Raw genomic sequence first — 22,147 nt, forward strand, 5'->3', positions numbered from 1 at the left:
GGTCACCACTGTCTTTGATCCCGCGGTTCCCATAGGATTTCAGAGGGCCAAATGCATTTCCCGGCAACCGCCGGACCACAAGGAGGTGGCGGATGCCGACAGGACCACCCAGTGCGTCAAGCAAGTTCCGCGCACCCGAGCCGGTTGGCCAGTGGGTTCACCGCGCGCGGCTGACCGAGATGCTCCACTCGGACCGGAAACGGCGGCTCGCGCTGATCCACGCCCCGGCCGGTTTCGGCAAGTCGACCCTTGCAGCCCAATGGATGGAAAACTTGGCGTCCCAGGGCCTCGTGACTGTCTGGTTGTCCTTGGACCGGGACGACAACAACACCATCTGGTTCCTTTCCCATCTGCTTCAGGCAATCCGCAAAGCCCGGCCCGGATTCGAGGAGGAACTCCAGCAGCTGCTGGAGGAGCGGCCCGACGACGCTGAGCAGTACGTGGTTCCCGCCCTCATCAACGCCATCGATGAGGGCGGCCAGGACATCGTCATCACCCTGGATGACTGGCACCTGGTCACGGAGCCCAGAACCAGGACTGTGGTGGAACGGCTGCTGGATGCCGGCGGCTCACATCTGTCCTTCATCATCACCAGCCGCAACCGATCGGGCCTGCCACTTGGCCGGCTGATGGTGCGGGACCAGCTGCTCGAAGTGGACGCGGTCGCGCTGAGGTTCGATGAAACGGAATCCCAGGACTTCCTGGTCGGCATCAACCGGCTCGATCTGGATGCGGGGGACGTGGCCAGCCTGCACCGGACCACTGAGGGATGGATCGCCGCGCTGCAACTGGTCTCCCTGTCCCTGAGGGACCACCGCGAGGCCTCCGAACTGATCGAACGGCTCTCCGGCAGGCACGCGTCCATCGGTGAATATCTGGCCGAAAACGTCCTCGACACCCTTGACCCCGAAACACTCGATTTCCTCCTGATGACGTCGGTTCCGGAACGGCTGTGCGCAGGACTGGCGTCCGCCCTCTCGGGGGTGGAACTGGGCCAGGCAATGCTGGAGAGGATCCAGGCGCAGGATCTTTTCCTGCAGCCGCTGGACGACGACGGCACCTGGTACCGCTACCACCATCTGTTTGAGGACTACCTGCGCCGCCGCCTGGAGCGCGATTACCCGGGCCGGACCAAGGAACTGAACCTGATCGCGGCACGCTGGTATTCGGAAAACGGATTCCCCAGTGACGCGGTAGACCATGCCCTCGCTGCCGGCGACGTTAATCTCGCAGCGGAGATCGTCGAATTCCGCGCCATGTGGCTGGTGGAACACTCCAGCATGTCCACCCTGTTGGCTCTTGTCGCCAAGATCCCGGCAGACCATGTGGCCGGACAAGCCCGGCTCCAGACGGCGATAGCGTGGGCCCACACACTGCTCCACCAATCGGCAGCGGCGCAGAGCGCCTTGGACCGGGCCGAAGCCGTGATGCCCGCCGATGCGACCCTGACCGAACACGACCGCTTTGAACTGGGCGTCGAAGGGCTCGTTGTTCAGAGCTGCATCGACATGTACAGCGACAGAGTGAACCACGTGGACGAACTGGACGAGAAGTGCTTCGCCCACGCGGACCTGCTCCGGCCCTGGATCGTCTCGGTGGCAGCGAACGTGTCAACGTTCAAGAAAATCCACGACGGCGGGTACCCGCTCGCCTTGGAACAACAGCGCTGGGCCGCGAAGTTCCACGGCCTCACCTCGGGACCCTTCAGTGGCGTGTACGGACATTGTTTCGCGGGCCTTGCCGCCTACTCCCTGCTCGATCTGGACAGCGTGGACCAGCACTTCACCGCGGCCGTGGAACTGGGCAGGCGCAAGGCAGGGCGATATTCGCATGCGGCGCGGCTGGCGGGAGCGATGATGGGCCAGCTCCTGTATGAACGCGGAGAACTCGACAAAGCCGAGAAGCTGCTGGAAGAGACCCGCGAGCTGGGCTCCGAAGGCGGGGTGGTGGACTTCATGTTGTCCACATACGGGACGCTGGCAAGGATAAAAGCACTCCGGGGGGACACTCCGCGGGCCCGGGAAATACTCGATGAAGGCGATCTGGTGGCCGACAGCCTCGGCCTGGACCGGCTCAAACTGGTCATGAACCTGGAACGCGTGCAGTTGGGAATCAGCCCCCGGACCGTCGACGCGGAACCCCGCGGTGCCGTATTTGGCGAGGTTGTTGCCCAGGAAACGGCGGACACCACCGGACCACGGCTGGAAGGGCTGGCCGAGGCCCGGCACCAGATCCAGCTGGCCACGCAGCTGCGGTCCGCCATGGCTGACGCAGAGCACGAGGGCACGGACTCCACCAGCAAACTGGACACCGTGAAAGGCGCCCGCCACTTGCTGTCGCGGGCGGCAGCCTATTTAGGGCCGAGGGCAGAACTCAATGCCCGCATCCTGCTGGCCGTCGCGCTCGAACAGGCGGGGAACCGTAAGGAAGCCGAAACGACGCTCTGGCCAGCCTTGGAGACATGTTCCCGGCTGGGCCTGGTCCGACCTGTGCTCGATGGCGGCGCAAGCTGCCTGGAGCTGGTCCGCGCCACCTCGGCAAGACTCCGGCGCGAGCCCGTCCCGGAGGGGAGCAGCCACGAGTTGCCGCGTTTCCTCAGTATCCTCATCCGGCTCGATTCCCAGGCCAGGACCAACCGCGATACCGGGTGGCCCGCAGAGGCCGCCCCTCCGACAACCGGCGCGGGCACCACCGTTCCGGAACCGGGCCTGTCGCAGCGCGAGCAAATGATCCTGCGCCTTGTCGAGAAAGAACGGTCCAACCGCGAAATCGCCCAGGAGCTCCATCTGGGCATCAACACCGTCAAGTGGTATCTCAAGAGCCTGTTCAATACTCTCGGCGTCAGTGACCGAAGGGCCTGTGTCATAGAGGCCCGACGCCGGCACCTGCTCCCGCTGAAGTAACCAGGGGTCAGTTATCCCAGGGTTTCCAGCCTGGCGAGGACGCCCTCCGGCGAGGCGGCGCCGGGGATCTCGCCCAGGTAGAAGTCCCCGGCCGGGAGTTCGACGTCCGACTCCAGCCAGAACCCTGCAGGAATGTAGGCACCAACCGCAGCGTTCCCATGCAGGCGCGCCCGGTCGTCGTCGAGCTGCCCCAGCGTCCAACGGTAGTTGCCAGCCAGATTGGCAATCGGAGTGTAGGCCTCGAGCGGAACGTGCACGCCGCGGGACGCGTCGGCAGGCGTTCGGTTGTCCAGCAAAAGTCCCGCGACGGGCAGCCCCGCGAACGCCCGCAGCCAGTCACTGACATACATGGAGGCATTCTCGGCGTTGTCGGCGTCGAGGCCGCTGGTGTCATCCGCGCCCGAGAATCGGTGCGTTGCCATCAGCCACCTCATCGGCGACGGGATGCGCAGCACCACAGGCTGGCGGGCTGTCTTGGCGAACACGGTAACGAAGTCCAGCACCGACCGGTTGAGGTCCTCGTCCCCCAGCAAAGTCCTCAGCGCGAACCCCGTCCGGGACCTGGCCGCCATGGCGGTCTCGAGCCGGGTGTTGCCGGTCTGCAGGTGACCGTACAACCGGTCCAGGTCCAGGAGCGCCACGTCCGGCCGGAGCAGCCCCTGTGCCTGGGCGAAGAAAGCCGCATACGCCGTGGCGTTGTCCCAGGGGACGGGCCGGCCGCGAAGAATCACGGAAGCTGCGTACTCATGGTGGTCGAACACCACAGCTTTCGGTCGCCCGGACGGAGGGGAGGCAACAACGTTGGCGAGGGTGGTGGCAGTGGAAGTGGTCATGACGTCTTTCTCCATACTGTGGCTGATAGCGGCCTTCAGCGCCGCACCGTCCTGGATGGGGATGCGGCGCTGGAGGCTTCGTGAGTTGCTGCGCCCCGGATGGGGACGTGCCATAACGGGCTAGGACTTACGGTGGACAACTTCCCCGTGCTTCAGTTCGAGCTCGCGGATCCGGTCCTCCAGTGCGCTGATCTTCACTTCCCGGCGGTCCGGGAGCATGATCAGCGGCAGCTTGTCGATGGTCGCTTTGACCCGTTCCGGTCCGTTGTTGGTAAAGTGGGTGGCGGTGAGCTCCTCCGTGTCGTCGCCCCAGGACCCGTAGTAGAGGAGGTCCTTGGGGGGCTCGGTCTTCACGTAGCCCTCGAGGAACTCCTTGTACGGCTTGCCGCGGGCGATCCGGGCCTGCCGTGAGTCGTGGCGCAACCGGGCGGTTGCCTCCTGGTCCACCACGAATGTTTCAGGATCCCAGACGACGCCGTAGATGCTGGTGGCGACCTTCGGTGAAATGCGGCCCAGCTCCAGGTCCTTAGCCACCGCTTCCGGATCACGTTCCAGAACGTCGCCGTACCCTCCGCCGGAGCCCTGGGCGATCATGTACATCTCGCCATCCTTGGCGACGTCGAACTGCAGCCCCATATGGGACGTGGTGTACTTCCCGCCCTCGTAGGGCTGCTCGTTCATGATCCGTTCCATGGACAAATCGAACTTGCTGGAGTCCTTGCGGATGACGTCGTAGATGTTGATGCCCTTGACCATGGCCAGCGGTGTGGTGCTGCAGCCGTAGCCGCCGAACATTCCCGTGACGGAGGAGAACTTGGATCCCGAGGTCACGGTCATGAAGCCCCACATCGGCGTTCCCTCGGCGGCGACGATCATCTCGTAGCCCATGCCGCCGCTGTTCTTGCCGAAGCCCTGGTTGTCGCGGACGATCCGCTTGCTGACCAGCTGCATGAAAGGAACTTCCTCTTCCATGACTTCCTGTTCGGCAGTGTCAGCCATGGCACAGAACAACGGTGAGACGGCGTCTTCGCCGTCGCGGAATGCCTTGGCACCGCCGCCCATGCCGTTGAGGTCGGCACACAGGTTCCCTACCTGGTCGCCGTGCTGGGTCAGGCCTCCCCACAGGAAGGTGTTGATCTGGTTGAACCACGGAGCCAGGACATTGGAGAACTTCTCCGGATTGGAGAACTGCATCTTGGCAAAGGCTGTCTGCAGGGCAGAGAATCCCCGGAACGACGCCTGCAGCGACTGCCCCATCGGAGCATCGTAACCAGCGTCGGCCCACGTGTGTTCATCCGAGATGATGTCGATGGGCGACATCGCAGAGGTACAGCGGGGCAGGTCAGGCCACCAGAACGCCAGGATCGCCTGCATCATCATCGACTTGACCGAGCACAGCGGGGAGTTGATGGCCCGGTTGAGGATTTCGGGACCCGTGCCCCTCAGGTCCACTGTCATTTTGTCGCCCTTGACCGTCACCTTGCAGGCGAACTTGATCAGGATGTTCTCCTTGAGCGTGGAGTCCATGAACTGGTTGAAGGACACGGTCCCGTCCGGCAGTTCACTGATGCGGCGCTTCACTTCCTGCTCCACGTCTTCAACGGTGACCCGCAGGGCAGCGACGAAGGTCTCCACTCCCACTTCGTCGATGATGCTGTCGACGCGTTCCTGGATGCGCTGGACGGCACCGATCTTGACCTTGAGGTCAGCCAGTTGCAGCTTGGGGTCGCGAACTGAGTGCTGCAGGAACGTCAGCAGGTCCCGGCGCAGATCGCCCTTTTCAACGATCTTGAACGGGGACATCCGGAGTCCGTCGTCGAACGGGGTCTCGGAGCCCGACGGCATTCCGCCCGGCTCGCATGCCCCGTTCTCGCCTTCGTGAATGGTCGCGGCGACCCAAGCGATGATCTTTCCCTCGCGGAAGATCGGCATGATCATGGACTGGTCCGTGTTGTGGACGTTTCCGTACCGGGCATCGTTGTGGATGAATCCGTCGCCGGGGTTGATCCCCACCGTCGGCTCGTCCTTCCAGTACTTCATGATGTAGCGGATCGGGTGATGCAGGATCGCCGAGAACGCGATCACGCCGTGACAGGACAGGTAGGTGACGTCCCCTTCGGCGGTGTAGATCGCCGTCGTCAGATCCCCCCATTTGGCACCGGGAGCGGCACCCATGGCCTCGCACATTTCGTAGCCCTCATCCAGGGCGCCGGCAAGGCGCTTGCGGATGCGGTCCACTTTGATGGGGTCCACCCCCTTGGAGATGCACTCCTCCTCGTAGGCGGAGCGGGAAGTGATCTGGTGGCTTCGCATGATGGCCGGGTCCGGGCCAAGAAAGAGGGTCGTTTCGTCCATGAACTGGTCCACCCACTGCTGCTCCTGGGCAGTCAGCGGCTGGGAAGCGTCTCCGGTGGTGCTGGTTTCATTTGCTGTAAGCGTCATTGCTGTCGAGCTCCTTCAATGGGATTAGCTGGAAGGTCTGGTGTGGATCCGTTGGGCACGGGATCAGTCTTTGAGGAACCACACTGCTCCTTGGGATGTCGGTTCCAGACGCCAGCCCGGTTCCACCAGATACGTGGTGTTTTCCGTGGTGACGATGGCCGGGCCGTGGATGACGTGTTGGTGGTGGAGGGCCTCGGCGTCGTACACCGGGGTATCCACGGCTCCGTCGATCTTCACGAAGTGGACCTGCCGGGTGCCGACCGGACTGGGCATGGTCCTGTCATGTCCGGAGTCGATCGAATCGAACTTGACCACGTCCCCGTCCACATAGGACGACACCCTCACGGTCTGGGCCCGGATGCCGGCCTCGGGAGCCTGGCTGCCGGCACCGTAGCGCTTGCCGTAGATGTCCGAGAACGTCCGGATCAGGTGAAGCACGTCAGCGACGCCGTTCACACGGTTGATGTCGAAAACGACAGCCGTGGTCACCAGCTGGTTGCCGTAGCGCATGTCCATTTCGAGGCTGTAGCGGATGTCGGCGGCGTCGTACCCCTGACGGATCAGGTCTTCCTTGCCCTTGGCTTCCAGCTCCTGGATGACATTGTTCAGCTCGTCGTAGCTCTGGTAGAGGCTGCGGTCCGTGGGGTTGTAAAGCACCACATGGGAGCCGCGCTCATGGATGTGGAGCGGTTTCATGTTGCCGGCACCGCAGGCCGAGAATACCGAGGAAAACGGCGGCGCGAGGATCCTGCGGATGCCTGCGTGATCGGCAATGCCACAGGCGTGGAGGGGGCCGTTGCCGCCATAGGCCAGCATGGTGAAGTCTTCCGGAAGGTATCCCCGGACCCGCAGCTCCTTGGCCATGCCGATCGCCATCTGCTCGTCGACCGCGTTCTTGATGATCTTGGCAACCTGGATGGTGTCCATGTCCAGGTCATCAGCGAGGACCTCGTCGATTGCGTAGACGGAGCGCTTCTTGTTCAGCTTGATGTAGCCGTTGGCGTAGTTGTCCGGATCCAGGTACCCCAGGACCAGGTCGGCGTCCGTGACGGTAGGTCGGAGGCCGCCGCGGTCGTAGCATGCGGGGCCCGGGTCCGAGCCGGCTGATTCCGGCCCGATCTGGACCGCGTGGTGGATGCGGTCATAACTGGCAATCGAGCCGCCTCCCGCACCCAGCGTCAACAGGTGGATCATCGGAACGGATACCAGCCAGCGGCCGATGGTCGGCTGGAAGTCGTAGTGCTTGACTCCGCCTTCCGGGACCAGTCCGATGTCGAAGGATGTGCCGCCCATATCCGTCGAAATCACGTTTCCCAAGCCGGTGCTGTCAGCCAGGTGCTGGGCAGCGCCCACGCCGGCGATGGGACCGGAGTGGATGGTCTGCAGGGCATCCGTCGAGTTGGACTGCGCCATACCGCCGGAGTTGTGGATCACAAGCATGGGCTTGTCGTAACCGGACGTACGCAGGTTGTTGGACAGCTGCCCCAGCGCGTGGAACATGATTTCGTGCAGGAACGCGTCCACGATCGTCGACGTCGCACGGACGTACTCGCCTTTTCGGCCCGACACCTGGCTTCCCAGCAGGACGGGGATGGCCCCGAGCTCGTGGGCCGGGTACTCGTCCAGGATGATCTCCAGGATCTGCTGCTCATGGACCGGGTTTTCGGTCGAGTTGACCAGGGAGACGACAATTGCCTCCGCCCCGGCGTCCACGAGTTCGCGCACCTGGATGCGGACATCGTCTTCCATCAGCGAAACGACGACCTTGCCGGCTGAGTTGATTCGCTCCTTCACCGACCGGATCAGGGCGCGGGGCACGAGCGGATCAGGGCGGGTGGCGTCAGGCATGTTCTGCTGCTTGGAAGGGTCCAGTCCTTCGCCGTAGCCACGGCCGCGGGAAAGCGGGATGGTGTCCTCGAAGCCGTGGGTGACCAGCGCCCCCACCCGCGGGCCTTTACCTTCGATCAGCGCGTTGGTGCCGAGTGTGGTGGCATAGCGGACGGAATCGACTTCCTTCAGGACGAGGTCCCGGTCCAGTCCGGCGCGTGAGCAGGCGAGGTCGAGTGCTTCATTGAAGCCTTGGGCCAGGTTGTGGTGCGTTGTAAGCGCCTTTGCTTCAACGTACTGGTCTTCCCAGGCAAAGAAACAGTCGGTAAATGTGCCGCCGATGTCGACGGAGATTCGTTTCATGACCAGTGGTCTCCTTTATTCCAAGTACTAGCTGAACGAATGGGGGGAATGGTTGTGGGTGTTATAGGAGCCGAGGGCCGGGGTGAAATCGGCGACCGCCTCTTCGCCGGGTCCGTAGTTGATGGCGACCTCAGGTTTGGTGCCCCGCTTGATCCATGTTTCGCGGAGCGAGTCGATGTCCCACAGCATGTCCACTGTGGGCGGGTGTCCCGGCGGTACGTATTCCGTTTCCAGCTGTGTTCCGCACCCCGGGCAGTAGAACTCGAGAATCCGGCAGAACGTGGGGTCCGGGGCGAACGTGAATTCGTACTTCTCAGGGTCCAGGATCGACTGGTGGATTTCCGTGGGGTCCCGGTCGTAAACCAGCGTCCCCTCCTTGTAGTTGCCTCTGGCGTCGCCGAGGTCCTGGTCGCATACCTTGCAGTTCCACCGCTCGGTGTCGAGATCGATGATCAGATATTCCGTCATTGGAATTCGCATAGCGTGTCTCACCTGTTTTCTTGCTGGTTGTGTGGGGTCACTTCTGGAGGGTGTCTGTGAGCATGAGGTCACCGGAGACCGTCACGTCGAAGACCCAGCCGTGCGGCACGCGGGCCGTGAAGTAGGGGCCTTCGACGATTGCGGGGCCTGCCGCCGAAGCCCCGGCCGTTTGGCTGTCCAAGTCGAAGACTTCAACCTCGTCCACCTTGTCCACGGTGGAGCGGACCTTTCGGGTGGAGGCGGCGACGGCGGGTGTCTTCGCCACGGATTCGGCCCGCCTGATCGATGCGTGCGGCAGTTCGTACCGGGCGGTCAGGGTCAGCATGGTGTTGTGCTCGCTGGTGCCTGGCTGCGGATCGGACGCCAGGTACGGCAGTTCGGACACCAGCTGGCCTTCGGCGTCTTCCAGCACCACGTTCCATTCGAGCCGGCATTCGCCGATGTCGTGGCCTTCCTGGAACATGTCCCGCGTAGCCCGGGCCAGCAGTGTCGCCCTGGCTGCGCCGAAGTTTTGCGCGTCCATTCCCGCGACGTTCGCCTCGTAAGTCTGCGCAATGTCGGAAAAGCCGATCCCGAAGGCTGAGAAGACCGCGGCCATCTTGGGCACCAGGACACGGCGAACTCCGGCGATCCGTGCGGCACCGCAGGCACTCATCGGTCCGGCCCCTCCGAACGCGGCAACCGTGGTGGCGTCCGCATCCTCGACGTCGGCCGCAAAGGACTGCGACATGCGGTGGAAGTATGCGGCTTCCATCCGGATCAGGGCGTCATTCAGGGTGATCCCCAAAGGTTCTGCGATGACTTCGGTGATGACTGCGCGGGAGCGTTCCGCGTCGAGACTGAAACCTCCATCGAGGTAGGTGTCGGGATCGAGCACGCCGAGTAGCAGATTTACGTCCGTGATAGTGGCCTGCTTGCCCCCAAAACCAAAACAAGCAGGGCCTGGTGCAGCTCCGACGCTCTCGGGGCCGACCGTGATGACGCCGTGGCGAAGGGAGATGACGGAACTGCCACCCACGCCGCTGGAGTGAACATTGCTCATCTCGAATGAAACTGGAACTCCCTGAATGGAGCCCCTGCGGTCCGTCGAGATGGTCGAGTTCTTTACCGAGCCGACGTCCGTGGTGGTGCCGCCGACGTCGATCATAAGAACGTGCGCGAGTCCGTATGCCTCCGAGAGAGCCTTGGTTCCTTCCAGCCCGCCGCGGGGGCCGGAAGAGTACGTCTTCAACGCGACGGACTTGGCAACCCGTGACGAGGCTCCGTCATTGCGGTAGATGAGGAGCGGGTTCTTGACCTTGTGGTCCCGGAGCCGGTGCTCGGTGCTGTAGAGGAACCGCTCCATGGTGGGATGCAGGAAGGAGTTGATGATTCCGGACCACACCCGGCGGCCCTGGACGGTGTCGGGCGTGAATTCCCAGGAGAACAGCATGGGAACCGAGCCCAGCAGATGACGGGGGAACTTCCGGAGCAGGACGCCTTTGACGGCCTTCTCCTTGGTGCGGTCCGCCATGGCGATGACCAGCCGTGCGGCGCCGTCCGTGGTCAGACGGTTGACATGCTTGACAATGTCCTGGGCGAGCTCCTCCACGTCCTGTTCGGCGTTGATGACTGCCACCCGCGAGCCGACGAGGTCTTCAAAGAGCTCAGCTGCGGCGTCCCCGTTGCGGAGTTCGCCGGCCAGCGTGGGGCTGTCTGTGAGGATGCCAACCCGGGGACCCTTGCGCTCCACGAGGGCATTGGTTCCCTGGGTGGTGGAGTACCGGATGTGACGGGTCGAGTGCAGCAGCCCCGGAAGATCCTCTTCGCCGAAGATCTCCTTGGAAGCTTTGGCCATGCCGTCGAAGAGACACTGGGAGAGGTCAAAGGGTGTGGTGAGCGTCTTCGTGAACGAAAAATTCTCACCGTCCCAGACACAAATATCGGTCAGCGTCCCACCGTTGTCGATGTTAATGAGCCGTTCCATTGATACTCCTTTGTATGTTGAGGCGCGGTGACACCAGCGGCGTATTCCTCAACATGCGACTGTGATCCAAGCCACATTGAGGACTGACCTCAGTGTGGCTCAGCAGCCGGAGTGGCCCGCAACCACCTGACCGGGTGGACTATTCGGGGCCCGAACGGCCACCCGGGTGGGTGGTGGAGTGGTTTGCGGCTGCAGCCGCAGGGCCTACTTGGCGGTCCCGGCGGCAATGGCCTCGGCGCCGGCGGTTGCGCAGGCTTCATCCAGCGCACCATCCGGGGCGCCGCCCACGCCGATGCCCGCCACGGAGACCCCGTTGACCTTGAGCGGGACTCCGCCGGCCAGGAACAGGGTGCCGGGGAGGTCCGCGATGCTGGGCCCGTTGCCGTTGATGCGCTTGGCAAGCTCGCTGGTGGGCGTGCCGAACGCGGCAGCCGTGTAGGCCTTCTGCTGCGCCGCCTCAATGGTGTGCTCGGCAGCGTTGTCGCCGCGGAGCAGCGCCTGCACGGTTCCGAACCTGTCCACCAGGGCAACGGTGACGAACGGCAGCTTGTCCGCCTGGCACTTGGCAAGGGCAGCCTTGACCGCGTCCGCGGAGGCACCGACGCTGATCCGGTTCTGGGCCACCACGGTTTCCGGGGCCGGCTGGACGTCGGCTGCGGGAACGGCTGCCGGAACGGCTGCGGGAGCCGCTGCCGGTGCAGACGCGGCAGCTGAGGTCCCGGCGTTGGCTGCGGCGGTCAGCCCGCCGGTCAGGAGCAGTGCTCCGGCGGCAGCGGCGGCGGCGATCTTCTTGGACATCTTCACGGGTTCTCCTTGGAATGGGGTTCTGGCACTTGCCCGGGTTCATGCCCCCGGGCCTGGAATCCATCGTTTCCGCTCAGGCGCGGCAAGGCATCGGGCGTTAGTCTGCTCCGGCCTCCCCCATCAGGCTTGCCGTATCAGCCAAAAGGCTGAGAGACCAGCAACGGCGCGGGCCCTAGCATTGTGGGTAGCACTCCTCCACCGGAACCGGACCCCCATGCCCTCCTCACCACCAGCCCTCCCGGCGGCGCCGGTCCCCTCGCCAGCCCCCGAAGCCCTCCCCCACCATGGCGCTCCCGGAAGAGGCCCGCTGGGCCGCATCGACGCCGTCGTCCATCTTGGTTTTGCCGTGCTGCTGGTGGCGTCGGCGGTCCGGTACGTCATGCGCCACAGCCCGGCGGACAACCTGTGGGTGCTGGCCCTGGCCGCGGCAGTGTGTTCGCTCTATGCCGTGATCGCCGTGCTCTCGCAGCGCAGGCGGCCGTGGGCGGTGTGGATGTTCGTCCTGGTGGCGCTCTGGGCGGTGCTGGTGATCGCGGCGCCCAGCTTTGCATGGTGCTCGTTCGCGCTGTTCTTCCTGTGCCGGACCGCCTTCAGCGGCTGGGTGGCGTATTTGGCGGGGGGTGCGACGGCGGCGGCCACCGCCGTCGGGCTGTTCCGGCTCAGCGGCGGCAGCGACATTGCCATGCTCCTGGGGCCGCTGGCCGTGGGAGTTATGCTGACGCTGATCTACGACCGCATCGAGCAGGACGCCGCCGAGCAGCGCAGGCTGCACGCGGAGGTGTCGCTGGCCCAGGGACGGCTGGCGGCCAGCGAGCGCAGGGCGGGCACCATCGAGGAGCGCGAACGGGTGTCCCGGGAAATCCACGACACCGTGACGCAGGGCCTGGCCAGCAGTCTCCTCCTCCTGGAAGCCGCGAACAGGTCCTGGCCCAGCCCGGCCGCGCGCGAGGACGTCCTCAACGCCAGCGGGATGCTGCGCCGGAACCTCGCGGACACCCGCAGCCTGGTCCACGAGCTCGCCTCCCCTGGGCTGGATACGGCTCCCCTGCCGGATGCCCTGCTGCAGGCGGCGTCGCAGTATGTCCCGGGCGTGCGCCTGCTGGTCACCGGCGAGCCGCGCCCTGTCCCCGCCGACGTGCGGCACACGCTGCTCCGGGTGGTCCAGAGCGCTGCCGCGAATACCAAGCTGCATGCCGGCGCGGCGAACGCCACGGTGACGCTGGGGTTCCTGCCCGGTGCCGTCACCCTGGATGTGTACGACGACGGCGGCGGCTTCGACCCGCTGTCGCTGGCACCGCCGTCGGACGCCGGAGGCTACGGACTCCGCGCCATGCGGCAGCGGGTGGAGCAGCTGGGCGGCGTATTCTCGGTGGAAAGCACCCCCGGCGAAGGGACGATAGTGGCCGCGCAACTGCCCACCGGGGAGGAACAGTGAACCCGATTACCGTGCTGCTGGTGGACGACCATCTGGTGGTCCGCAGCGGGCTCAAGGCCCTGCTGGGAACGCAGCCCGACATTCAGGTGGTGGCCGAGGCCGCCTCCGGAGAAGAGGCACTGGTCCAAACGGAGCAGCTCAGCCCCGCGGTGGTGGTGATGGACCTCGCCATGGGCGCCGGGATGGACGGCATCGAGGCCATCAAGCAGCTGCGACGCCGCGACAGCAGGCAGGCCGTGCTGGTGTTCACCACCTACGATTCGGATGCGGACATCGTCCGGGCCGTCGACGCCGGCGCCATGGGCTACCTGCTCAAGGACGCCGCGCCGGAGGAGATCTTCTCTGCCATCCGGGGAGCCGTCCAGGGCAAGAGCGTGATGAGCGCCCCCGTGGCTTCGCGGCTCTTCCAGCAGCTGCGGAACCCCGACGAGATCCTGACTCCGCGCGAGGCGGAGCTGCTGAGCCTGCTGATCGAGGGGCTCAGCAACCGGGAGCTCGGCCGGCGGCTGTTCATCTCCGAGGCCACGGTGAAGACGCACCTGGCCCACATTTACGCCAAGCTCGGGGTGGAGACCCGGGCCGCCGCGATCGCCACCGCCATCCGCCGCGAGGGGATGCGCTAGCGGATCCTTCTGGAACGCAGGTCTAGACTCGACCCTAGCCCCGCACCCGGACTTGAGGAGCCCTCATGCGCGCCACCATCATCCACGGCCCTGGAGACATCCGGGTCGAAGACCGCGACTACCCCAGCGTCCAGCTGCCCACGGACGTTGTGGTGAAGGTGACCGCATCCTGCGTCTGCGGCTCGGACCTGTGGCCGTACCGCGGCGTCAGGCCCACGAAGAAGCCGACGGCCATCGGCCACGAATTCGTCGGAGTGGTGGAGAGCGTCGGCGCGGACGTGACAGCGCTGGCGGCGGGCGACTTCGTCATCGCACCGTTCGTCATCAGCTGCGGCGAATGCCCGCAGTGCCGCAACGGCGTCACCGTTGCGTGCGACCACCTGGCCGGCTGGGGCGGCCGGGACGATACCGGCCACAGGATCGACGGCGGCCAGGGCCAGGCCGTTCGTGTTCCTCTTGCCGAGAGCACCCTGGTCAAGGTGCCGGGAGTCACCGAGCCGGACGCTGGGCTAACCGCCAACCTGCTGACGCTCTCCGATGTCATGGCCACCGGCCACCACGCGGCGCTGTCCGCGAAAGTGGCACCCGGCCGGACGGTGGTAGTGGTGGGCGACGGCGCCGTCGGGCTTTGCGGTGTCCTCGCGGCCAAGCGGCTCGGGGCAGAGCGGATCATCGCCATGTCCCGCCACGCGGACCGGCAGGCGCTGGCTCGCGAGTTCGGCGCCACGGACATCGTGGAGGAACGGGGCGACGACGGCGTGGCCAAGATCCGCGGGCTGCTGGGCGGTGTGCTGGCCGATTCGGTGCTGGAATGCGTGGGCACGAAGGAGTCCATGGAGCAGGCCCTGCACTGCGTCCGCCCGGGCGGCGCACTTGGCTTTGTGGGCGTCCCCACCGGAGGGGCCGAGGTTCCGCTGCGCTACCTGTTTGACTCCAACGTCTCCATCGCCGGCGGCATGGCTCCCGCACGGACGTACATCCCCGAACTACTGACGGACGTGCTGGCCGGAACCATCAACCCGGGCCGGGTGTTTGACTCCGTGATGCCGCTGGAGGAAGCTGCCGAGGCCTACAAAGCCATGGACGAACGGCGTGCCATCAAGGTGCTGCTCACGCCCTGACCCGGCCGGCTGACCGCAGGGCTTAAGCAGGGTTTTGACAGACTGCAACGGCAGTCCCCGTGCGAGCGCCTTCGGGTGCGATACTAAGTCTGCGTACGAATTGGGTGCGCGTACGGTCCGGATCTTCGCTTGGTGGCGAACTGGGGGAACTGAATGCAGCTCGACACCTCAACCCTCAGGGTTGCCTTTGCCGTTGTCGCGTTCACCCTTGCCCTCCTGTTCTACTTCGCGGCTTACCGGAACACGCGGTCCCCCTACAGTGCGTGGTGGTGCGTCGCCCTGACGCTCTTCCTCGCCGGGTCCGCTGCCTTTCTCTTCAACGGGACAGCGCATCAGGTGTGGGCCAACCCGCTGGGAAACTGCCTGCTGATCGCGGGAGCAACCTGCGTCTGGGCAGGTGCCCGGTCCCTGCGGGCCCCGCGGCCCCGTTCCTGGCAGCTGGCGGCAGGTCCCGCCGTTGTGACCGTGTCATCAGCCCTGGAGAACCCAGCCGTCAACGTCTGGTCCGGAGGGGCCGTGTTCCTGGCGCTCATGAGCCTCATGCTGGGCCTGGCGTCCCGCGAACTCTGGCGGCTGGAGCCGGGCTACTCCCGGGTCCGGATTCCGCTGGCCATCGCGGCCGGGTTCTTCGCCGCCTACTACTTCTGCCGGCTGGTGGTGTACATCGGCGAAGGCCCGGACGGCCCCGTTTTCGTTGCCTACTTCGGCTCCGCCGTCACCACGCTGGTCACCATGGTGCTGCTGGTGGTGGTGTCCTTCAGCATGGCGGCGCTCAGCAGCGAACAGCAGACACGCGCCCTCCACGCCGTGGCCACGCAGGACGGCCTCACCGGGCTGCTCAACCGCTCGGCCTTCCTGGAACTGGCTTCCGATGAGCTGCAACGGCTGCGGCGCAAGCAGGCACTGGGCTCCCTGATCCTGGCCGACATTGACCACTTCAAAACAGTCAACGACACCTACGGCCACGCGGCCGGCGATGTGGCCCTGCAGTCGTTCGCCGCCGCCTGCAATGACACGGTCCGTTCAACAGACCTCGTGGGACGTTACGGCGGCGAGGAGTTCATCTTCCTCCTGCCCGGTGTAAGCCCGGACCGGGCAGAAGCCATCACTGCGGAAATCAACCGGCAGCTCAGCTCAGTCCGCGGACCGGGCGGTTTCCGCATGCCCACGGCGAGTTACGGCATTGCCCCGATAGACCATGGAACGGCCGGCCTGGATGAGCTGATCGCGACCGCGGACACCGCCCTGTATCAAGCCAAGTCGCTGGGCCGCAACCGCACCGTCCGGGGAGTCCACACCCCTTAGTCGCCCTGGCTCCCACCAGGGCAGAGCCACGGCACCGGCAAAGTAGGGCATTTCTCCCCTTTGCGCCGCCCTGCGGCGGGGGCTAGCGTGAAGCGCGTCAGCATCCACCGCCGTCGAGGAGACGTCATGGCCGGGTTTGTGCAGATCATCGAATTCAAGACCTCCCGCATCAAGGAGATTGAAGAGCTGGGCCCTCCGTCAAGGACCGAGGGAAGTACTCCGCCAACGTTCCGCCGCATTGTCGCGACGGCGGACAGGGACCGCCCGGGGACCTATTTCACTATCGTCGACTTCGATTCCTTTGACTCTGCGATGGAGAATTCCGGCCGCCCGGAAACGTCGGAGTTCGCGGCCAAGATGGCGGCGCTGTGCGACGGACCCGTGATCTTCCACAACCTGGATGTCATGTGGGAGGACACCGGCGAGGGCGCCGACAACGGCTAGGAGCGGGACATGGGTTCTGTAAGCCATGATCCGCAGGCGGGCAGCGGGGCCCGGGACAGCCTCGTTGTGGGGCTCAGTGAGCTTGCCTCCGGGTCGCTGGCGCTGGTGGGCGGCAAGGCGCTGAACCTTGGCAAACTCACCGCGGCGGGCTTCCCTGTTCCGCCCGGCTTCTGCCTCACCACAGCTGCCTACCGGATGGCCGTCCCCGCGGCACTCGACGGCGTGGCCTCCCGCCTGGACGGCACTCCGGACTCACACTCTGACGACGGCGCGGCCGACGTCCGGGACGATCTGGCGCGGCATGCCCGCGAGGCGGTGGCGGCGGCACCGGTGGCGCCCGATGTCGAGGCTGCCGTCCGCCGCGCGTACACGGCCATGGGCGACGACGTGGCAGTGGCGGTACGGTCCTCGGCCACCGCGGAGGACCTGCCCTTCGCCAGCTTCGCGGGGCAGCAGGATTCGTTCATGGATATCGTCGGAGCCGACGCCGTTGTCCAGACCGTGCGGCGTTGCTGGGCGTCCCTCTGGACGGACCGGGCGGTGGCCTACCGCACGGCGAACGGGATCAGCCACCGCGAGGTGGGTCTCGCCGTCGTCGTTCAACAGATGGTCGACGCCGGCACGTCCGGCGTGCTGTTCACCGCCAACCCGGTGACGGGGACGCGCACGGAGACTGTCATTGATGCCAGCCCGGGACCGGGGCAGGCCGTGGTCTCCGGCGCGGTGAATCCCGACCACTTTGTGGTGGACACGGCCACGGGCAGGGTCCTGCAGCCGCCGCAGGGCCGGGGGCAAAGCCTGGCCGAGGCCCAGCTTCGCGAACTGGCATCACTTGGCGACGCTGCCCAGAGCCTGTTTGGCGCACCCCAGGACGTGGAGTGGGTGATCGACGCCGGAGGCAAGGCCTGGCTGACCCAGTCGCGGCCCATCACCACGCTGTACCCGCTGCCGGAGGAGGAAGAATCCGGCAGCGAAGCCAGCACGGACGAGGCGGCCGGCACGGAGCCGCGCGTGTACCTGTGCGGCACGCTGCTCCAGGGGCTCACCCGCCCGATCACGCCGATGGGCCTCTCAGTCCTGAGCCTCATGAGGGGAAACAAGGGGCCGTGGAAATACGTGAACCCCGGGCTGCGGATGTATGTCGACCTGACGCCGTTCGTCCGCAGCAAATCCGGCCGCCGGACGCTGCTGCGGATGCTTCCGCTGGCGGACGGAAGGTCGGCGGCCGTGTTCCCGGCGCTGCTGGAGGACCCGCGGTTCAGCATTGTCCGCCCTCCCCGAAAGGAGCGGCGCCGGAAGCGGGGCCGGGACGGCGCTGCGGGTTCCGCGACGACGGAAAGACGGGGCACTGACGGTACACAGAACCTCGGCCTGGCTGCACAGTTCATCCCGGCGATGGTGCGTGCCCTGCTGTGGCCGGACGCGGAACTGCGCAGGGCACGGCGCTATCAAAAACGCCTCGAAGCCCGGCTCGTGCTCCCCCTCCCGGCCAGTCCGGCACGACGGCTCCGGCACGCAGAGGATGTCTTGGGAACCACCGTCAGCGGGCTGATCCAGGCCACACTGCCGGGGCCGGCTGCCGGGTACCTGATGTTGGCCGCCGCCCGCAGGCTGCTGCGCGGCATTGCCAAGCCGCGGGAACTGGAGGCGGTCCTGCGGGGGCTTCCCCACAACGTGACCACGATTATGGACCTTGAACTGTGGCACCTGGCCGTTTCCCTGGGCCGGGATCCCGAGGCCCGCCGGCTGCTGATGGAACAGCGCCCCGAGGAACTGGCTGCGCGCTACGACGCGGGAAACTTGCCGGCCGTTGCCCAGGCCGGGCTGCGGAAGTTCCTGTCCAAGTACGGCCACCGGGCTGTGGCGGAAATCGATCTGGGGATGCCGCGGTGGTCCGAGGAGCCGGACCACCTGCTTGGCATGATCTCGAACTATCTCCGGGTGGAGGAGCCCGAGCAGGCTCCGGACCGCCAGTTTGCCAAGGCTGCCGACGACGCGGAGGCCCGGATCAGCGAACTCGCTGCGCGTGCAGGTGCCAAAAGCCGGCTGCGGGGGCGCCTGGTGGCGCTCTGCCTGCGGCGGACCCGGCAGCTGGCCGGCCTGCGGGAATTTCCCAAGTTCTGCATTGTGATGGTGCTGGCGGAGATGCACCGGCAGCTCCTGGCCGTTGGAGTGGAACTGACAAGGGCCGGCACCATCACGGCCGCCGGCGATGTGTTCTTCCTGGACTTCGATGAGCTGAGGGTGGGCCTTCGCGGTGCGAACCTGTTGGGAATCGTCGCCCCGCGCCGCCGGCTGTACGACGTCGAACTCCGGCGACGGCGGATTCCGCGCCTGCTGCTCTCGGACGGAACCGACGTGGAGGCCGCCGTCATGGCGAAGGCCGCCGCGCTGGCCCCGGCAGACGCGGCGGACCGGCTGGCGGGGACGCCGGCCTCCGCCGGCACGGCCACCGGGAAAGTCCGGGTGGTTATGGATCCGGTGGGTGCCCGCCTGGAGCCCGGGGAAATTCTTGTGGCCCCGTCGACTGATCCCGGCTGGACGCCGCTTTTTATGACGGCCGGGGCCCTGGTGATGGAGATGGGCGGAGTCATCTCCCACGGTGCGGTGGTGGCACGCGAATACGGCATCCCCGCCGTCGTCGGCGTTCCCGATGCCACCGCGCGGCTGCGCGACGGGCAGACGGTCACAGTGGACGGGGCAGCCGGAACCGTCACTTGGTGAGGGTTCTGCCCGTTTGTTTACGGTTCGTGGGGGCCAATTATTGCCTCGAAAGCCAGACTTATAGTGCCGTAAGAGGACTTATACCCTTGCAAGCAGCGCCGCCGCCCCGTACGTTGGGGACAGCGGGGGACGTTCTCCGCACCGCGGGCCACTGTGCCTGCGGAGAGAATCAGAGTCACATGAAGGAATGCAGCCATGGCAACAGGCACAGTTAAATGGTTCAACGCCGAAAAGGGTTTTGGCTTCATTGCCCCCGACGACGGGTCCGCTGACGTTTTCGCCCACTATTCGGCAATCGCCAGCAGCGGATACCGCTCACTGGATGAGAACCAGAAGGTCGAATTCGATGTGACCCAGGGCCCCAAGGGCCCGCAGGCAGAGAACATCCGCCCTCTCTAAAGGCTTAGGGTAAGGCTCCGGCGCCTAGCCGGACCACCCTGTACCAACTACGGCCCCTCCGAACCGAACGGTTTGGAGGGGCCGTTGTTGTTGCCTGCTGGCTTTGGCCACGGCGCAGGCGCCACCTCACCGGGGCAGGCCCGGCTTGTGCCGTGCGCGTTGGACTGCCCGGTACACCGTGGATCTGGCTACTGAGAAAAGTTCTGCGAGTTCGCCGGTGGTGTGCTCGCCTGCGTCGTGCAGTTTGACCAAGTGCGCCTCCTGCGCGGGAGAAAGCTTCGGTTTCTTCCCGCGCAGCCGGCCCTTGGCTTTTGCGATCTTCATGCCCTCGCGGGTTCGGGCGCGGATCAGGTCGCTCTCGAATTCCGCCACCATGGCCAGCACGTTGAACAGCAGTTTTCCGACGGGGTCGGTGGGATCGTGCACCGAGCCGCCGATGCTGAGTTTCACGTTGCGCTGGGCCAGCTCGTCAACGATTTCGTGGGCGTCCCGGACTGACCTGGCCAGACGGTCCAGCTTGGTGACAACAAACGTATCGCCATCCCGGCAGGCCGCCATCGCTTCCCGAAGGCCCGGCCGGTTCCTGTCAGTGCCGGTCAGTCCGTGGTCCACGTAGATCCGATCCGGGGTGATCCCCAAGGCTGACAGTGCGTCGCGCTGCGCCGTGAGGTCCTGCTGCTCCGTGGACACACGCGCGTAGCCGACCAGCAAAGCGGTCATGCGCAAAAGTCTGCCACTCGACTCTTAGGTGGGCCAGATATGTTACCGTCACCGGGCATTTCACCGGACGGGTCTTACGGTGGGGGCTGATGCGCAGGGACACGTTTATGCATGTGGGCGGCGGGTTCGTCCGGAAGGGGACCGTCTAACGGGCGGTTCGCAACCTGGGGCCGGCCCCGATGTCATTTTCCGAAGTCGTCTGCACGGAACGTCAGGAGTCCTCTGCACTACAGGAACAGCTCATCTGGGGCGGGGCGGGGCGGGGCGGGTCGAGCAAGGATCCAGCGGGCCCGCCTGATTGGTGGTGCGGTTTGGCTAATTCGTGGTGAGGCGTGCATGCCACAATGAGGCCCATGACTCGAATCCTCATGATCGGCATCCACGCGCGAGCCCTCGACTATAGCAAGCTGCCTCCTGGCCTCGACGAGGCCACGATGACCGAACGGATCGAAGCGGGGTTCGGGGCCACTACGGCCGCCGGCTTCGACGCCGTCAACTGCCTGATCGGCACCTCCCCGGACGAGGCCGAAGCAGAGATTCGCTCGGCGTTCGGTCGTGATCGTTTCGGCCTCGTGATGATCGGGGGCGGCATCAGGATGATCCCGGAGTACACCGAGCTCTTCGAACGGATCATCAACGTGTGCAATGCGGAATCGCCCGGAATCACCTTCTGCTTCAACACATCGCCCGAGACGACTCTGGACGCGTTGGAGCGTCACGCCCAGCCGTGAACGTCTGCGACGCGATCCGGTGCGTCGACCAGCCTCGGCGTTTCGTGTCGGCGGCCATGAGATGCGCCTCTGCTCACGTGCGGCTGCGATGTATTGGGAATAGGTGCTCGCCTTACGGGCACTGTTGCGACACGGAGCGACCAAAAAACGCCGCCACCGAGCGACCAACTCCACACGTGCAGTGTTTCGTGCAAAGGTCAGTGTCGGCGTTCCGCGAATTGGCGCGGCGTCAGGAGCCGCGGACGATGCGGTGTGGCCAGCGCACGAATACGACCGTTACTGGTCACGCTCACTCGCGGCGGCGCCCGGTAAAGGATCCTTTTCGGACCTTCGAATTGTCCGATCAGGGTTCGGCTTCCGTCGCTTCTCAGAGGGTTCGGCTTGCTGGACGAATAGATCTCACAAGGGTCATTTCGCCTATCCGAGGAATGCTGTGATCAATAGCATGAGGCATGAGCAAAACGACGAAGCGCGCCATATGGGTGGTCTGGTTCCTGGTCATGTGTTGGGTAACCTACCAGGTCTTGGGATGGCTTGGCGTTCTCTTCCTCGTAGCGGCCGGAGCAATTGGAGGAGTCTCAACAATCTTCATCAATCGGAAGGTGAAGCGGGACGAGCAAATCGCACAATTCCGAAATCAGCCCGATCGCTTCGATGCCCCAAGTGAAGAGCCTCCCCTGAAAAGTAGGCGCCACTCAGGGCGTGGGAGTATCCGAATTTTCTAACCTCGCTACGGGCTCGCGGCGACCCGTCGAGGATTGCTTTCCTCTGGCTTGCCCCTTCCTTGCGACTCTTGGCCCTCACTTGTCGGAGAGCCAATTTTCCGCCCGGTAAGGGCTCCTCAGCCGAACACCGAATAGTGCACCAATTACAAGCGACGGCTTGACTGCTCGCGGCCCCAGCGAGGCTTGGCGTGTGGGGCAGGGACTCCCGGTAAGACACGGCTGGATTCTGTCATCAGAAGGACTCAAGACAGCGAATCCAAGTAGTGAGATCAATGATCATGCGCCTGTCCGTCAGTCCCCTG

General features: G+C 65.2%; 16 protein-coding genes. 9 read left to right on the plus strand and 7 right to left on the minus strand.

The features are described 5' to 3' along the window. Positions 1-92 precede the first annotated feature (92 nt). Positions 93-2,903 carry a LuxR C-terminal-related transcriptional regulator gene (locus CXQ91_RS20465; protein WP_104175725.1) on the plus strand — a complete coding sequence of 937 codons (2,811 nt, stop codon included), beginning with the start codon at positions 93-95 and terminating at the stop codon, positions 2,901-2,903. An 11-nt stretch (positions 2,904-2,914) separates the two neighbouring features. On the opposite strand, the gene CXQ91_RS20470 is transcribed toward CXQ91_RS20465, so the two are convergent. From CXQ91_RS20470 to CXQ91_RS20495, 6 genes are all read right to left on the minus strand, one after another. Beyond that, the gene (locus CXQ91_RS20470) at positions 2,915-3,736 is read right to left on the minus strand and encodes a hypothetical protein (protein WP_146072399.1); all 822 of its coding nucleotides are present in this window, start codon (positions 3,734-3,736) and stop codon (positions 2,915-2,917) included. A 120-nt stretch (positions 3,737-3,856) separates the two neighbouring features. Beyond that, the gene (locus CXQ91_RS20475; protein WP_104175727.1) at positions 3,857-6,178 is read right to left on the minus strand and encodes a hydantoinase B/oxoprolinase family protein; all 2,322 of its coding nucleotides are present in this window, start codon (positions 6,176-6,178) and stop codon (positions 3,857-3,859) included. A gap of 63 nt (positions 6,179-6,241) precedes the next feature. Next, complete coding sequence (locus tag CXQ91_RS20480; RefSeq protein WP_104175728.1) at positions 6,242-8,368, minus strand: hydantoinase/oxoprolinase family protein; 2,127 nt, start codon at positions 8,366-8,368, stop codon at positions 6,242-6,244. 27 nt (positions 8,369-8,395) lie between these two features. Next, positions 8,396-8,836, minus strand: a complete 441-nt coding sequence (locus CXQ91_RS20485) for an acetone carboxylase subunit gamma (protein WP_258074169.1) — start codon at positions 8,834-8,836, stop codon at positions 8,396-8,398. A gap of 49 nt (positions 8,837-8,885) precedes the next feature. Next, positions 8,886-10,814 carry a hydantoinase/oxoprolinase family protein gene (locus tag CXQ91_RS20490; RefSeq protein WP_104175730.1) on the minus strand — a complete coding sequence of 643 codons (1,929 nt, stop codon included), beginning with the start codon at positions 10,812-10,814 and terminating at the stop codon, positions 8,886-8,888. Between the two features lie 204 nt (positions 10,815-11,018). Then, a complete protein-coding gene (locus tag CXQ91_RS20495) occupies positions 11,019-11,612 on the minus strand; it encodes a heme-binding protein (protein ID WP_181038983.1) in 594 nt (197 codons plus the stop codon). Positions 11,613-11,832: 220 nt separating this feature from the next. Between CXQ91_RS20495 and CXQ91_RS20500 the strand changes: the two genes are divergently transcribed. From CXQ91_RS20500 to CXQ91_RS20530, 7 genes are all read left to right on the plus strand, one after another. Beyond that, positions 11,833-13,053, plus strand: a complete 1,221-nt coding sequence (locus CXQ91_RS20500; RefSeq protein WP_181038978.1) for a sensor histidine kinase — start codon at positions 11,833-11,835, stop codon at positions 13,051-13,053. Then, positions 13,050-13,676 (plus strand): response regulator transcription factor, encoded by a 627-nt coding sequence (locus CXQ91_RS20505; RefSeq protein ID WP_104175732.1) that lies wholly within the window; start codon positions 13,050-13,052, stop codon positions 13,674-13,676. Before CXQ91_RS20500 ends, CXQ91_RS20505 begins: the two co-directional genes overlap by 4 nt. A gap of 65 nt (positions 13,677-13,741) precedes the next feature. Continuing rightward, complete coding sequence (locus tag CXQ91_RS20510) at positions 13,742-14,797, plus strand: zinc-dependent alcohol dehydrogenase family protein (RefSeq protein WP_104175733.1); 1,056 nt, start codon at positions 13,742-13,744, stop codon at positions 14,795-14,797. Between the two features lie 153 nt (positions 14,798-14,950). Next, on the plus strand, positions 14,951-16,102 hold the full coding sequence (locus tag CXQ91_RS20515) for a diguanylate cyclase (protein ID WP_104175734.1): 1,152 nt from the start codon (positions 14,951-14,953) through the stop codon (positions 16,100-16,102). 126 nt (positions 16,103-16,228) lie between these two features. Continuing rightward, a complete protein-coding gene (locus CXQ91_RS20520; RefSeq protein ID WP_104175735.1) occupies positions 16,229-16,546 on the plus strand; it encodes a hypothetical protein in 318 nt (105 codons plus the stop codon). Between the two features lie 9 nt (positions 16,547-16,555). Beyond that, positions 16,556-19,270, plus strand: coding sequence for a PEP/pyruvate-binding domain-containing protein (locus CXQ91_RS20525; RefSeq protein ID WP_104175736.1), 2,715 nt, complete (start codon positions 16,556-16,558; stop codon positions 19,268-19,270). Positions 19,271-19,465: 195 nt separating this feature from the next. Continuing rightward, entirely contained in the window at positions 19,466-19,669 is a 204-nt protein-coding gene (locus CXQ91_RS20530) for a cold-shock protein (RefSeq protein ID WP_013599688.1), read from the plus strand. A 126-nt stretch (positions 19,670-19,795) separates the two neighbouring features. Here the strand turns inward: CXQ91_RS20530 and CXQ91_RS20535 are convergent, their stop codons facing one another. After that, the gene (locus CXQ91_RS20535; RefSeq protein WP_104175737.1) at positions 19,796-20,389 is read right to left on the minus strand and encodes a recombinase family protein; all 594 of its coding nucleotides are present in this window, start codon (positions 20,387-20,389) and stop codon (positions 19,796-19,798) included. Positions 20,390-20,742: 353 nt separating this feature from the next. Between CXQ91_RS20535 and CXQ91_RS20540 the strand changes: the two genes are divergently transcribed. Next, the gene (locus CXQ91_RS20540) at positions 20,743-21,120 is read left to right on the plus strand and encodes a hypothetical protein (RefSeq protein ID WP_028275079.1); all 378 of its coding nucleotides are present in this window, start codon (positions 20,743-20,745) and stop codon (positions 21,118-21,120) included. The last annotated feature ends 1,027 nt before the right edge of the window (positions 21,121-22,147 follow it).

Origin of the sequence: Arthrobacter sp. Y81 (assembly GCF_002929335.1) — a bacterium.
Lineage (GTDB): Bacteria > Actinomycetota > Actinomycetes > Actinomycetales > Micrococcaceae > Arthrobacter.